Genomic DNA, 14399 nt, shown 5'->3' with positions numbered 1-14399 from the left:
ACTCCCGCCCTCAGGCGGTGGAGGGAGCCCCTGCCTCCTTCTGGGTGGTGTAGCCGTAACCGTCCGCCCGCTGGAGCAGACGCAGGTTCTTCCATGAGGTCTTGGCCGGCCCGTGCGGGATTCGCGGGGTGTGGCCGCCGCTCCCGCCGCCGGTGCCGCTGCTGCGCACCGCCACACGACCGGTGTGTGTCCCCACGTGCGCGCCCGGCGGCACGGCCGCTCGGGCCGGGCCCCCGGCCCTGACGGGAAGGGGGGTGACGTACCCGGCACCGGGTGGGACACCGGGCGTCCCCCCTCGTGCGTGTTCCACACCGGCTGCCACGAGAACGCGGTCTCCGTGCTCCGTTCCGTCCCCGTCCCCGGAGGTGACCACTGACCCGTGTCCCGGAGCAGGCCGCCGAGGAGGCACGGCCTGGTGGGTCTTCTCACCCGCGTGGAACGTAGCCAACTGGTCACCTCCCTGGTGTTGGCTGGTGCTGGTAACGCCAGGCCCTCGACCCGGGGGTCGAAGGACCCGCCTTCAGGCGGGGAACGCGTTGCCTCGGCTCGTAGGTTGGGGTCGGAGATGGTCGTCCTTTGCGGACGGACCACGAAACCAGGTTTCGGATGGCGTGATGAGCCAACCGTAGCGCGACAGGACGGGGATCACAGTGGTTGAGGGTGGAGCTGGGACGAGTGGGGGGACGGGAACCCTGACGCTCGCCGGTGTGCCCATCGGGAACGTGGAGGACGCGCCGCCCAGGCTGCTGCGCGCCCTGGAGGGCGCCCGCGTCATCGCGGCCGAGGACACCCGAAGGCTACGCCAGTTCGCCTCCCGTGCGGACGTGCGTCTGGGCGGGGACGCGGGCGCCCGCGTCGTGTCCTACTACGACGCCAACGAGAGCCGCCGCACCGACGAGCTGCTCGGCGACCTGCGCGCGGGGAGCGACGTCCTCGTCGTCACCGACGCCGGGATGCCGGGGGTCTCCGACCCCGGCTACCGGCTGGCCGCCGCCTGCGCGGGGGAGGGCATCCCGGTGACCGCCATCCCGGGGCCGTCCGCCGTCACCACGGCGCTCGTGGTCTCGGGCCTGCCCACCGACCGCTTCTGCTTCGAGGGCTTCCCGCCGCGCAAGGGCCTGTCGGGGTACCTGGCCGACCTGGCGGCCGAGCGCCGCACGATGGTGTTCTTCGAGAGCCCCCACCGCGTCGCCGCCACCCTGGAGGCGATGGCCGCGGCCTTCGGCGCCGACCGGCGCGCCGCCGTGTGCAGGGAGCTGACCAAGACCTACGAGGAGGTGCGCCGGGGCGGTCTCGGGGAGCTGGCGGCCTGGGCCGCCGAGGGCGTGCGGGGCGAGATCTCCCTCGTGGTGGAGGGCGCCCGCCGCGGCCCCGGGACGGTCGGGGACGCCGACCTGGTCGCCGCGGTCTCGGACCTGGAGGAGGAGGGCGTGCGCCGCAAGGAGGCGATCACCCGTGCGGCCAGGGAGTTCGGGGTCCCCAAACGCCGGGTCTACGACCTGGTGCACGGGATCGTGTCCGCCGACTGACCGAGAACGTCGGGTCCGCGGCGGAACCTTTCCGGTTCTGGAGCGTCTGACCAGGTGAACCAGCCAGACCGTCGATGGGGAACCGTTCATGAGAAGCCACCTCTTCCAGCAGGCCCAGGAGACCAGTCAGCCGGGTATGCACCTCCAGAACCACAAGATGCTCCGGGTGGGCCTCAACGGTGAGTTCTTCGCCAGGCAGGGCGCCATGGTCGCCTACCAGGGCCAGGTCGGCTTCTCCTACGAGGGGGCCGGCAGCGTCAGCAAGTTCTTCAAGAAGGCCTTCACCGGCGAGGGGCTGCCGCTGATGAAGGTGTCCGGGCGCGGCGACGTGTTCCTGGCCCGCGACGCCTGGGACGTGCACCTGGTGGACCTGGAGGACGACCACCTCACGGTCAACGGCGACAACGTGCTCGCCTTCGAGGCCGGGCTGAACTGGGACATCCGCCGGGTCGAGGGCGCCGGCATGGCCGCCGGGGGGCTCTTCAACACGGTCTTCAGCGGCCGCGGCAGGGTGGCCATCGCCTGCCACGGCGCCCCGGTGCTGATCAACGTCGACCAGCCGACCTTCGTGGACACCGACTCCGCGGTCGCCTGGTCCAGCTCGCTGAGCACGGGCGTGCGCCGCACGGTCAAGGCGGGCGCGCTCATCGGCCGGGGCAGCGGCGAGGCGCTCCAGCTCTCCTTCGAGGGCCAGGGGTTCGTCCTGGTGCAGGCTTCCGAGGGCGCGCCGGTCGCGGCCCAGACGGCCTGACCCGTAACGGGGGAAGGGCCCCGGGGACGCACGTCCCCGGGGCCCTTCCCCCGTCCGGTCCGCCGCACCGCCCGGGGGCGGCGCGGCGGACCGTGTGAGGTGCGGCGGATTTCCCGGCCCCGCGGCCGGGAACCCGTGCGCGGCGCTAGACGACGGCGCCGTCGTCGGCCTCGCGGGCGGCCTTGGCGGCCACCTTCTGCTTGGCCTTGCGCTCCTTGACCACGTGGGGCGGGTCGGTCCTGTCCCACTTCTGGAGCCAGATGGCCAGCGGGACGGCGACGAAGATCGTCGAGAGGACGCCCGTCGTCAGACCCACCAGCATGGCGATCGAGAAGTCCTGGAGCGAGGACCCGCCGAAGAAGGTCAGGAAGCCCAGGATGATCAGCGCGCCGATCGAGGTGTTGACGGTACGCGGCAGGGTGTTGAGCACCGCGCGGTTGGCGATCTCGGAGAACTTCGACCTGTCGTCGCGGGCCCACTCGTCGCGCACCCGGTCGAACACCACCACCGTGTCGTTGACGGAAAAGCCGATGACGCTCAGGAGCGCGGCGAGGAACACGCCGTCGATCGGCTTGCCCAACCAGATGAACAGCCCGATCACCAGGACCAGGTTGAAGGCCAGCGACAGCATGGTGGACACGCCGAACGACCAGCGGAAGCGCCAGGCCAGGTAGACCATCTGGAGCGCGAGGGCCGCGCCCAGGGCGATCAGCGCGCGGTTGCGCAGCTCGTCGCCCATGCTCGGGCCGATCAGCTCGTCGCTGACCAGTTCCACGCCGCCGGTCTGCTCGCCCAGGGCGTCGGCGATCCTGGCCGCGTCGTCGTCGGAGATGCTGCCGGTGCGCACCGAGATGTCGCCGTCACCGGACTCCTGCACCACGGCCGTGTCCGAGCCGGGGAAGTTCAGCGCGGAGATGACCGAGCGGGCCTCGTCGACGGAGACACCCTCCCCGCTGCTGACCTCGTACTCCAGCACGCGGCCGCCGGTGAACTCCACACCGAGGTTGGTGTCGCGGATCAGCGGCGCGGCGACCGCGGCCGCCACGATCAGACCCGCCACGATCAGACCCTTGGTGCGGTGGCCCATGAGGTCGGGGTTCCTGTCGACCAGCCAGGTGCGGACGCCGCCGATGCGGTTCAGGCCGCTGACGGCCGGGTGCTTGCGCACGACCGCGCGGCGCACCGCCCACTCGACGAACACGCGCGCGATGACCAGCGCGGAGAACATCGAGACGAGGGTACCGATGCTCAGGGTCACACCGAAGCCCTGCACGGTGCCCGAGGCGAAGAAGAACAGCAGGGCGGCGGCGATGAGCGTGGTGATGTTGGTGTCGAGGACGGCGCTCCACGCCTTTCGGGAGCCCACGACGAACGCCTTCTCCAGGCTCGGCGGCACCGCCCGGCGCCGCCTGCGGGTGAGCACCCCGGACTCGGCCTTGGCGGCCTCGTCCTCGGTGGCGTCCCGCAGCCCCGCGGACTTGTTGGCCTCGTAGAGCTTGGCCTGGCGTTGGTGTTCCTCGCGCGTGCGTTCGAAGATCAGCACGTTGGCGTCGATGGCCATACCGATCGCCAGCACGAAGCCCGCCAGGCCCGGCAGTGTCAGTGTGGCGTTGATGGCGACCAGGGCGCCGTAGGCGATGAGCGTGTAGAAGCCCAGGGCCAGGGCGGACAGGAAGCCGACCAGCCGGTAGACCAGCGTGATGTAGAGCGTGGTGAAGGCCAGGCCCAGGAGAGCGGCGACGGCGCTGGCCTGGATGGCCTCGGCGCCCAGGGTCGGGCCGACCGTCTGGCGCTGGACCTCGGTGACCGGCAGCGGCAGCGAGCCGCCCTCGATCAGCACGGCCAGGTCGTTGGCGGTCTCACTGGTGAAGTCGGGGCTGGTGATGGTGGTGGTGTTGCCGGGCATGCCCACGTCGCAGGCGAACTCCGGGTTCACCTCCGGGGCGGAGATGATCTGCCCGTCCAGGACGATGGCCACGCGGCGGCGCGGGTCGCCCTGGTCGTAGCAGGCGGCGTCGGCGGTCAGCGCGGTCCACTGGTCGGCGCCCTCGCCGCGGAAGTTGACGTTGACCGTCCACTGCGCGCGGTTGACGCTGTCCAGCGCGGCCTCGGCACTGGCCACCTGGTCGCCCTTGATGGCGGTCTCGCCGAGCTGGAGCTGGGTGCCGTCGGAGTCGGGGAGCGTCATCACGACGTCCTCGGGGTTCTCCGCGCTGGGCCCGGCGGGGGGCTGCTGGCCGCCCATGCCGCCCATGCCGCCCTGCTGCGCCATGAGCTCTTCGAGCTGCTCCTGCGTCATCTCCTGGCCGCCGCCCTCGGCGGCCTCGTCACCGCCCTCGGCCGCGGCGTCGGACGGGGCGCGCGCCTCGTCCGCGGTGGCCTGCGGGGCGTTGGCGGAGTCGCCCGGGGCGGGCGCCTGCACGCCCTGGCCGCCGGCCTGGCCCACGCCCAGCACCGGGTGGAAGGACAGCTGGGCGGTCTGGCCGATGATCTGCGCGGCCTCCGCCGGGTCCTGCACACCGGGCAGCTCGACGATGATCCGGTTCTCGCCCGAGCGCGACATGGTCGCCTCGGACACGCCCAGGCGGTCGATGCGCTGTCGCAGCACCTCGACGACCTGGTCGGTGTTCTCGGAGTTGGCGGGCGTGCCCTCGGGGCCGTCCTGGGTCTCCAGGACGATCTGTGTGCCGCCGCTGAGGTCGAGCCCCAGGCGCGGCGGGATGAACCACGCCGCGCCGAACGCGACGAGGATGACGAGAAGGGAGATGAGGGCGCGTATCCAACGCGCGCCCGCTCCCGTTTGACTGGACAAGGACCTGGTACCTCTTCACTGCGAATACGGGTGATCCCGACGCACGCCGGAGACAGGGGGGTGCGCGCGGGGATGGTCAGATGGCGGTGTTCGCGGTGGGAGGGGGAGCCCGTGTCGGCGGCAGCTCCCCGGGGGCGTCCAGGTCCGGGACGGGAACGGGCGCGGGGGGCGAGAGCGGCCACCAGGGCTGGTCCCACACCGCCAGGCGCAGTGCGCTGCTGGGCACGGTGTCGGGCAGGTCGCGCAGTACCGACCGGTGGTCGCAGGTGGAGGCGGGCGGCCCGACGGTGACCATCGGGTTCTCGGCCAGGTCCGCGCGTTCGCGCGGGGTCACCCGTTCCTGGTCCGCCGACGGGACCGCGGCGCCCTCGGGGGCGCTGAGCAGGCCGTGCGGCGGCAGGGGCGGCCCGGCCGGCTGCCCGCCGCCGGAGGCGACGGGGAAGGACAGGATGACGAGCAGGACCACGCTGGTCAGCAGCGCGGTCGTGTGCCGGGCAGGGCGGGGTAGGGCACCGGTAACCATGGTGACCACCGCCTTGGGGAGGGACCGGGAGGGAAGTGCTGCCCGACCATGTGTCCCGGCGGCACACGGCTCGTCCAGCAGAGCATACGGGTAGCGGCAAGCCCCGGGGAATGTCCCTTCGGCCCCTGGTGCACCGCGGGGCCGCCGTGCCCCGGACCGCGCGCGGGGAATCCGGGCTCGGCGCGGTGCGGGCGGCGCCGTGCGCGCGGTCCGGGGGCCGCGCGCGTGAAAAAGGAGGACAGCGTGGCCCGGCAGTACCTTTAGGCTTGGGTCATGTCGTCGAATCGTCACATCCTGACCGCGGTCGCCTGGCCCTATGCCAACGGACCGCGCCACATCGGTCACGTGTCCGGCTTCGGGGTCCCCTCCGACGTCTTCTCCCGCTTCCAGCGAATGTCGGGCAACCACGTGCTGATGGTCAGCGGGACCGACGAGCACGGCACTCCGGTCCAGGTCCTGGCCGACCAGGAGGGTGTGACCCCCCGCGAGCTGGCCGACCGCTACAACCGGATCATCGCCGAGGACCTGGTGGGCCTGGGCCTGTCCTACGACCTGTTCACCCGCACCACCACCGGCAACCACTACGCCGTCGCGCAGCAGTTGTTCACCGCGCTGTACGAGAACGGGTACGTGTTCGCCCACACCACCAAGGGCGCGGTCTCCCCGTCCACCGGCCGCACGCTGCCCGACCGCTACATCGAGGGCATCTGCCCCATCTGCGGTTACGACGGCGCGCGCGGCGACCAGTGCGACAACTGCGGCAACCAGCTCGACCCGATCGACCTCATCTCGCCGCGTTCGCGGATCAACGGCGAGAAGCCGGAGTTCGTGGACACCGAGCACTTCATGCTCGACCTTCCCGCCTTCGCCGAAGCCCTCACCACCTGGCTCAAGGGCAAGGAGGGGCAGTGGCGTCCCAACGTCCTCAAGTTCTCCCTGAACCTGGTGGAGGACCTCCAGCCGCGCGCGGTCACCCGCGACCTCAACTGGGGCGTGCCCGTCCCGCTGGAGGGTTGGAGCGACAACGCCAACAAGCGCCTGTACGTGTGGTTCGACGCGGTCATCGGCTACCTGTCGGCGTCGGTGGAGTGGGCCCGGCGCATCGGTGAGCCCGAGGCCTGGCGCCGCTGGTGGCAGGGCGACGGGGCCCGGTCCTACTACTTCATGGGCAAGGACAACATCGTCTTCCACTCGGTGGTCTGGCCCGCGATCCTGCTGGGCCACAACGGCGAGGGCGACCGGGACGGCGAGCCCGGCCCGCTGGGCGGGCTGAACGTGCCCACCGAGGTGGTCTCCAGCGAGTTCCTCACCATGGAGGGGCGCAAGTTCTCCTCCTCGCGGCGCGTGGTGATCTACGTGCGCGACTTCCTGGAGCGCTACTCCGCCGACGCGCTGCGCTACTACATCATGGCCGCCGGCCCGGAGACGCAGGACACCGACTTCACCTGGGCCGAGTTCGTGCGCCGCAACAACGACGAGCTGGTGGCGGCCTGGGGCAACCTGGTCAACCGCTCCATCTCGATGGCGGCCAAGAACCTGGGCGAGATCCCCGCGGCCGGTGAGCTGACCGACGAGGACCGCCGGGTGCTGGAGGACTCGCGGGCCGCGTTCGCCAGGGTGGGCGAGCGGCTGGAGCGGTCCCAGTTCAAGGCGGGCCTCCAGGAGGCCATGCGCACCGTGGCCGAGGCCAACAAGTACATCTCCGACCAGGCCCCGTGGGCGCTGAAGAAGACCGATCCCGACCGGATGGCCACCGTGCTGCACGTGGCCCTCCAGCTGGTCCAGGACGCCAACACGCTGCTCACCCCGTACCTGCCCGAGTCGGCGAACAAGGTGTACGCGATGCTCGGCGGCACCGGCACCTGGACGGGCATGCCCCGCATCGACTCCGGGCGCGACACGATCGGCGGCTCGGAGGAGGAGGTGGAGTACCCGGTCATCACCGGGGACTACGCCGACAACGAGGCGCGCTGGGAGTCGCGGCCGATCGTGCCGGGCACCCCGCTCGGGCGCCCGGAGCCGCTGTTCGCCAAGCTCGACCAGTCGGTCGTGGACGAGGAGCTGGCCCGCCTGGAGGGCGCCGCCGACTAGGCTCCGGCCACGGCGGCGAGAGGGACGACCGCGCCGGCGGGCACGGCCCGTCGGCGCTTCTTCGTGGAGGAACGTGAGCATGGGAAAGCGCAGCGGTAAAGCGGTCAGGGCGCGCAACGACCAGACGCCCCCTCCGGTACCCGAGCCCCTGCGCGTACCGGTGGCCGACAGCCACACCCACATGGACATGCAGACCCCGGAGGTCGGGGAGATCATCGCCGCCGCCGAGGGCGTCGGGGTCACCCCGCTCGTCCAGGTGGGCGTGGACCTGGCCTCCTCGCGCTGGGCGGCCGAGGTCGCCGCCGCGCATCCGGGCCGCGTGTGGGCGGCCGTGGCCCTGCACCCCAACGAGGCGCCGCGCATCGTGCACGGTGACGGCGCCCCGGGCGTGGAGGTGGACGACACCGACTGGGCGGGCAAGCTCCGCGAGCCCGGCGGGACGGCGGCGCTGGAGGCGCAGTTGGCCGCCATCGACGAGCTGGCCGCGCTGCCCCAGGTGGTGGCGGTCGGCGAGACCGGCATGGACACCTTCCGCACCGGCCCCGAGGGCGCGCGCGCCCAGGAGGAGTCCTTCCGCCGCCACATCGCCATCGCCAGGCGCCACGGCAAGGCCGTGATGATCCACGACCGCGACGCCCACGAGGACGTGCTGCGGGTCCTGGAGGAGGAGGGCGCTCCGGACAGGGTGGTCTTCCACTGCTTCTCCGGCGACGCGGCCATGGCCAAGGTGTGCGCCGAGCACGGGTACTTCATGAGCTTCGCGGGCAACGTCACCTTCGCCAGCGCGGAGTCCCTGCGCGAGGCCGCCGCGGCGGCGCCGCCGGAGCTGATGCTGGTGGAGACCGACGCGCCCTTCCTCACCCCCAAGCCCTACCGGGGCCGCCCCAACGCCCCCTACCTGATCCCGCACACGCTGCGGACGCTGGCGCGGGTCAAGGGAATGGACGAGGACGAGCTCGCCGGGATCATCGCGGGCAACGCGGGGCGCGCCTTCGGGTTCTGACCCGGGGTCTTTGTCCCCGGGTCTTCGCCGCCGGGCCGCGGGGCCCCGAACGGCGGCGGGTCCCCGCGCCCCACCGGGAACGCGGGGAGCCCGCCGGGCCGTGCGATGTGCGTCCCGATCCGCTCGTAGGCGCAGCCCTGCGACCACAGGGTCTGGATCTGGACTCGCTCGTCTCGACACAACCGTTTGCCTGGCACAACCACCCCCTCGTGACTCTGGGTCCGTTGCGACAGACACTGGGAACCACCGCCGTTAGCCGCCCCGTTTGCGCCAGGCGTTCTCCCGGCCCTGCCGGTCCGCGGTCTTCCACTGCCTGCGGCGCTCGGCGCGCAGGCGCGCGTCGCCCCGGGAGCGGTTCCACTCGGACTCGCGCCGGAGCCGGTTCCAGCGCTCCAGCCGCCTGGCGTCCAGCTCGCCCTCGTCCACGGCGGCGTTGACCGCGCAACCGGGCTCGCTGCCGTGCCGGCAGTCCCGGAAGCGGCACTGTTCGGCGAGGTCGGAGACGTCGGCGAAGGTCCGGTCCACGCCCTCCGCGTCGCCGGGCACGTCGATGCGCCGCACCCCGGGGATGTCCAGGACCAGCGCGCCGCCCGGCAGCTGGAGGAGCTGGCGGCGGGTGGTGGTGTGCCGTCCCCGCCTGTCGTGGCGGATCTCGCCGGTGTCCATCAGGTCCCGTCCGGCCACCGCGTTGACCAGGCTGGACTTGCCCGCTCCGGAGGTGCCGAGCAGGACCCAGGTGGTACCGGGCAGGAACCGCGCGGCCAGTTCCTCCACGCCGAGGCCGGTGTGCGCGCTGACGGTGTGCACGTCGGCGCCCGCGGTCACCGAGCGGACGAGTTCGACCACCTCGGGGAGGCGGTCCCCGGCCAGTTCGGCCTTGGTGACCGCCACGACCGGGGCCGCGCCGCTGGCCCAGGCCAGGCTGAGGAAGCGTTCCAGGCGGCCCACGTTGGGCCCCTGGTCGGCGGCCTCGCAGATCAGGACGCCGTCGATGTTGGCGGCGAGGACCTGGTCGTGGGAGTCGCGGGCCACGCCCTGGCGGACGAGGCTGCCGGAGCGTTCGAGGACGGCCTCGACGACCCAGGTGTCGCCGGAGCGGCGCACCGCGACCCAGTCGCCGCTGCACGGAGCGGAGGACGGGTCGGCCTGGGCGGCCTTGGTGACGGCGGGGGAGTAGTCGGCGACCGCCTCCCCGGGGAGGCGGACCACCGCCCCGCCGCGGCGCGAGGAGGAGACGCGCGCGGGGACCACCGGGTGGGGACTCGCCGCGGCGGCGGCGTCGAAGGCCCGCTCGACGCGGCGGTTCCATCCCAGCGCGGTCAGCGGGGAGGAGAGGGGTGTGTCTGTGCTGTTGTGCGTGTTCACGACGGACTCTCTGGAGTGGCGAGCCGTCAGGAGGGGAAACGCCCCTCAGGGCTCGCGAACGGTCGGGAAGGTCGGGTTCGAACCATGCGCAGGAACAGTCATCACTGCTTCCTCTCCGTCGTCGGCGCCGAGGACACGGCGCGCTCCGCTCCGGCGAGTGTAGGGCCGCCGGGTCGGAGCGCACCACGGGTTTTCCCGGCGGGGGCTCGGGTCCGGGGAACGGGACGGCTCAGCGGCGCCGGGTCCACACGTCGTCGGACAGCGCGGTCTGGGGGCCGGTGGCGTGGCGTGGCACGTACCCCGCGGCGGACTCCTCCGGCTCGCCCCCGGAGGCGGGAGGGGCGGGGGCGGCCATGCGCCGCGAGTAGTCCGGGCGCTCCTCCTCCACTCCCAGCAGGAGGAAGAGGCTGCAGATCAGCATGAAGACGAACAGGCCCGCGAGCAGGGGCAGCACCAGGTCCGGCGCGCTGGAACCGGGCGGGGGGCTGTGCCGGGAGAAGCGCGGCTCCGTGAAGTGGACGCCCATCATGCCGGTGTAGTGCATGGTGGTCACCGCGACGGCCATGGCCACGGAGGCGGCGGTGATGGCCGGGAGGCCGCGCAGCCGGGAGGCGAACCACAGGGAGGCGGTGGCGGCCACCAGCGCGACCACGCAGGCCAGGGCGACGTAGAGCGGGTCGTGGTGGATCTCCCCGTGCACGTTCATCGAGTACATGCCGAGGTAGTGCATGGCGATGACGCCGGTCCCGGCGATGAACCCGCCCAGCAGGAGCCAGGCGGACGTCCTCTTGACGATGGTCAGGGCGAGCGCCACGGCCATCACCACGATGGCGATGACGCCGCTGACCACGGTGAGCGTGGCGTCGTAGCGGATGGCCGTGCCGGGCGGGGAGAAGCCCATCATGGCGATGAAGTGCATCGACCACACGGCCATCCCGCCCAGGGAGAGGGAGGCCAGGATCAGCCACTGCCACCGGACGGGTCCCGTCGTCCGGCGCGCGCGTGAGGCGAAGGACAGTCCGAGGAACGATCCGATCATCGAGACCGCGAAGGCGATGGAGGGGGTCAGCCAGTCCTGGGCGAGGTGGTCGAGCACGGCTCACTACTTTCCATGACCTTGGTCCCATTTCGGTCGGGTTCCATGGATAGTAGGGAGGCCGAAGACTGATGCGCCAGAGGTGTTCTCAAACGCGTGTGGCCTGATGTGGCCAGCGGCAACGCAGGGGAATACGTGCGCGACCCTCAGTTCCGCCGGGTCCACACGCCGTCGGAACGGTGGCGGGCGGCGTAGGCCTCGGCGCTCTCCGCCGAGAGCGCGGAGGGGTCCTGCTCGGACCGTGCCGCGCGGTTCCGGTCCGCGCCGGTGTCGTCCACACCCAGCATCAGCAGCAGGCTGCACGCCAGGAGGAAGACGAACTGCCCGATGACGAGCGGCAGCAGCAGATCCGCGCCGGTCGACCCGGGCACGGGCCCCGCGCCCGCGGCCTCGTCCATCGTGACGTGCACGCCGAACATGCCGGTGTAGTGCATGCAGCAGACCGCGACCGCCATGACCGCGGAGGCGGCGGTGATGGCGAGCACCCCCCGCAGGCGCAGCGCGAACCAGAGGGCGACCGTCGCCGCGACCAGGGCGATGACGGCGGCCAGCACCACGTACAGCGGGTCGTGCCCCATGTGACCGCGCATGTTGATGGAGGCCATCCCCATGTAGTGCATGGCCACGATGCCCGTCCCCGCGATGGCGCCTCCCGCCAGCAGTGACCAGGTGGTGCGCAGGTTGACGGTCAGGTGCAGGGCGACGCCCATGACCAGGACGGCGAGCAGACCGCTGGCCACGGTGAGCACGGGGTCGTAGCGGATGGCCGTCCCCGACACCTCGAAGCCCATCATGGCGATGAAGTGCATCGACCACACGGCCGTCCCGCCCAGGCAGACCGCGCTGAGCGACAGCCACGTCCAGTGGGAGGCGCCGGTGGTCCGGCGGGCCCGGGCGGCGAACATCAGCCCCACGAAGGAGCCGATCACGGAGACCGCGTAGGCGATCGCGGGCGTCAGCGGCCCCTGGGTGAAGTGGTCGATCATGGGACGCCGCTCCGGATGACGAGGGGGAGGAGGATGAGGACATCCTAAGGAGCGCTGATCAGAGCCGGGCCGCACGCCGGTGAGGCCGCGGCGGCGGATCCCCGAACAGCGCTCGGTATGGCCCCGTCCTCCGGGGATGCGGCGCACGGTGACCGCGCCGTCCGTGACGCTTGTCATGCGGGGGAGCCCCTGTGCGGGCCGCGGGGAGGAGCCGCGGAACGCGGTCGGGCGCCCGGGCCCGCAACCCCTCGGGTCCGCGGATCCGCGAGGGCGATCCTCTGTGCAGGCCCTCAGGCCCTCAGGCCCTCAGGCCCGCGAAGGCGATCCTCGCCAGGGTGTCGGCGACCTCGTCGGAGTCCAGCCCGCGGTCCGGCTTGTACCACTCCGAGATCGAGTTGACCATGCCGAACAGCAGGCGTGCCGCGACCGCGGGGTCCACGTCCGGGCGGATGTCGCCGTCGGCGGCGCCCTCGCGCACCAGGTCGGCGACCAGGTGGTCGAACTCCCGGCGCCGCTCCAGCGCGCGCTTCTCCACCTCGGTGTTGCCGCGCACCCGCAGCAGCAGGGTCACGTGGGGCAGTTCGTCCACCAGCACCCGGACGCTGCCGCGCAGCACGTGCTCCAGGCGGTCGATGGCCGGGCCGGTGGTCGAGGCCTCCTCGCGTGTGACCGCGAACAGGGCGTCCATGGCCAGGTCCAGGGAGCGGCGCAGCAGTTCGGTCTTGCCGGTGACGTGGTGGTAGATGGCCGACTTGGTCACGCCCAGGGCGCGCGCCAGGTCCTCCATGCTCGTGCCGTCGTACCCGCGTTCGTTGAACACGCGCGCGGCCACGCGCAGGACGGAGTCGGCGTCGTGGCCGGGGCGGCCGGAGCGTCGCCGCCCCGCTGCCCCGCGGCGGGAGGGCGCTGGTTCGACAGGGGAAGATCTGGACACGGTTGTCGAATCTACCTGGTGGGAGCGGCCCTGTGGGCGGGGACGGCCGCAGGCGCGTCCTCAGCCACCGGGCCCCACGAGGATTTCTTAACGAACGGTCGGTTGGTAATGCATTCTATCCCGGGGCCGCGGCGTCCCCGGATGGCCCCTCCGTCCGGTCGCGCACCGTGTTCGGGGGAGCACGTTTCGTCGGACCCGGAGAAGGCTGGGCAAAGCCGAAGGAAAGCCCCCGCGTCCGGCATTGTTCGAGTTCAGCGGCACGGAAACGGCGATTTCGCATCCGTTCCGGAGTGTGCGCCGCGGTGAAGGGCGTTAGGGGCGCGTTAAAAACCCTTGAACTGGTTCGTGGTGCAAGAGTAATTTGGCCCTCGTTTGGCGGCAAAAGTCCACATTTGTCGACGTCAAGAATGAGACCTCATATGGCCATCACCCGTCGTAACGCCCTGCGTGCCTCACTCACCGGAGGGGTCGGGGCCGTGGTCGCCACCGCCGTCTCCGCCCCCGCCTGGTCCGCCCCCATGCCCGCGCCCCAGCCGGGGGACGCCGCGGAGGCGCTGCGCCTCCTCAAACAGGGCAACAGGCGCTGGCGCCGGTACGACTCCCGCCACCCCAACGAGGGCCGCGCACGCAGGGAGGAGATGACGCGCGGGCAGGCCCCCTTCGCCGTGGTCCTGGCCTGCGGGGACTCCCGTGTGCCGCCCGAGCTGGTCTTCGACCGCGGGCTCGGCGACCTGTTCACCATCCGCTCCGCGGGCCAGGTCCTGGACGAGTCCGTCCTGGGCAGCATCAGCTACGCCGCCGTGCACCTGGCTGTTCCGCTCATCGTCGTCCTGGGGCACTCCTCGTGCGGCGCGGTCACCGCTGCCGTGGAGGCCCACGAGACCGGAGAGGTCCCGCACGGCCACGTCGGCTACCTGGTGGAGGGAATCCTGCCGGTGGTCGAGGCCACCCCCGACGACGGCGGCGACTTCGTGGACGCCTGCGTCCGGGCCAACGCCGAGTACATCGCCGACCTGCTCCGCGTGGACGACGACCTGCGCGGGCTGGTCGAGTCCGGGCGCCTGGACGTCGTCCCCGCCCGCTACGACCTGGAGACCTCCGAGGTCGTCTGGCTCTGACCCCCGACCCGCTCCGCGTTCGCTCCGCCACGGACCCGTGCCCCCGGTCAGTCCCGCTCCCTCCCCGCTCGTCCCCCTCGCCTTCCTCCCCGGGCGGCCGGTCGCGACGGTCGCGCTGGCCTCCAGGGAGAAGCTGGCCTGGCCGGCCTCGGCGTCGGCCGGGACGGAGAAGCCGACGGTGTCACCGTTGT

The 14399-nt window shown here is 72.1% G+C and carries 12 protein-coding genes; 5 read left to right on the top strand and 7 right to left on the bottom strand.

Going from position 1 to position 14399, the window contains the following annotated elements; all coding sequences use genetic code 11:
* Nucleotides 1-10: 10 nt before the first annotated feature.
* Nucleotides 11-175: a hypothetical protein gene (locus HGB44_RS29150; protein WP_210752324.1), complete on the bottom strand. Its 165-nt coding sequence runs from the start codon at nt 173-175 to the stop codon at nt 11-13.
* A gap of 475 nt (nt 176-650) precedes the next feature.
* On the opposite strand from HGB44_RS29150, the gene rsmI reads away from it, so the two are divergent.
* Both rsmI and HGB44_RS29140 read left to right on the top strand, forming a co-directional pair.
* Complete coding sequence (gene rsmI / locus HGB44_RS29145) at nt 651-1529, top strand: 16S rRNA (cytidine(1402)-2'-O)-methyltransferase (protein ID WP_061079960.1); 879 nt, start codon at nt 651-653, stop codon at nt 1527-1529.
* A gap of 88 nt (nt 1530-1617) precedes the next feature.
* Nucleotides 1618-2280, top strand: coding sequence for an AIM24 family protein (locus tag HGB44_RS29140; protein ID WP_061079959.1), 663 nt, complete (start codon nt 1618-1620; stop codon nt 2278-2280).
* 145 nt (nt 2281-2425) lie between these two features.
* Here the strand turns inward: HGB44_RS29140 and secD are convergent, their stop codons facing one another.
* Together secD and HGB44_RS29130 are read right to left on the bottom strand one after the other, a co-directional pair.
* Nucleotides 2426-5092 (bottom strand): protein translocase subunit SecD, encoded by a 2667-nt coding sequence (gene secD, locus HGB44_RS29135; protein WP_061079958.1) that lies wholly within the window; start codon nt 5090-5092, stop codon nt 2426-2428.
* Between the two features lie 76 nt (nt 5093-5168).
* On the bottom strand, nt 5169-5615 hold the full coding sequence (locus tag HGB44_RS29130) for a hypothetical protein (RefSeq protein ID WP_061079978.1): 447 nt from the start codon (nt 5613-5615) through the stop codon (nt 5169-5171).
* Between the two features lie 273 nt (nt 5616-5888).
* Between HGB44_RS29130 and metG the strand changes: the two genes are divergently transcribed.
* Both metG and HGB44_RS29120 read left to right on the top strand, forming a co-directional pair.
* Nucleotides 5889-7706, top strand: a complete 1818-nt coding sequence (metG, locus tag HGB44_RS29125; protein ID WP_061079957.1) for a methionine--tRNA ligase — start codon at nt 5889-5891, stop codon at nt 7704-7706.
* Between the two features lie 79 nt (nt 7707-7785).
* A complete protein-coding gene (locus HGB44_RS29120) occupies nt 7786-8709 on the top strand; it encodes a TatD family hydrolase (protein WP_061079956.1) in 924 nt (307 codons plus the stop codon).
* 252 nt (nt 8710-8961) lie between these two features.
* On the opposite strand, the gene rsgA is transcribed toward HGB44_RS29120, so the two are convergent.
* From rsgA to HGB44_RS29100, 4 genes are all read right to left on the bottom strand, one after another.
* On the bottom strand, nt 8962-10074 hold the full coding sequence (rsgA, locus tag HGB44_RS29115) for a ribosome small subunit-dependent GTPase A (protein ID WP_061079955.1): 1113 nt from the start codon (nt 10072-10074) through the stop codon (nt 8962-8964).
* Nucleotides 10075-10303: 229 nt separating this feature from the next.
* Nucleotides 10304-11170, bottom strand: coding sequence for an MHYT domain-containing protein (locus HGB44_RS29110; RefSeq protein ID WP_061079954.1), 867 nt, complete (start codon nt 11168-11170; stop codon nt 10304-10306).
* 146 nt (nt 11171-11316) lie between these two features.
* Nucleotides 11317-12156, bottom strand: coding sequence for an MHYT domain-containing protein (locus tag HGB44_RS29105; protein ID WP_061079953.1), 840 nt, complete (start codon nt 12154-12156; stop codon nt 11317-11319).
* Between the two features lie 298 nt (nt 12157-12454).
* Nucleotides 12455-12988: a TetR/AcrR family transcriptional regulator gene (locus HGB44_RS29100; protein WP_017563961.1), complete on the bottom strand. Its 534-nt coding sequence runs from the start codon at nt 12986-12988 to the stop codon at nt 12455-12457.
* Between the two features lie 521 nt (nt 12989-13509).
* On the opposite strand from HGB44_RS29100, the gene HGB44_RS29095 reads away from it, so the two are divergent.
* The gene (locus HGB44_RS29095; RefSeq protein ID WP_061079952.1) at nt 13510-14208 is read left to right on the top strand and encodes a carbonic anhydrase; all 699 of its coding nucleotides are present in this window, start codon (nt 13510-13512) and stop codon (nt 14206-14208) included.
* Nucleotides 14209-14399: the final 191 nt, after the last annotated feature.

Origin of the sequence: Nocardiopsis alborubida (assembly GCF_012396365.1) — a bacterium.
In the GTDB taxonomy this organism is placed as follows: domain Bacteria; phylum Actinomycetota; class Actinomycetes; order Streptosporangiales; family Streptosporangiaceae; genus Nocardiopsis; species Nocardiopsis alborubida.
Note: the sequence above shows the minus strand (reverse complement) of the source record. Positions and strands in the feature narration are given on the sequence as shown.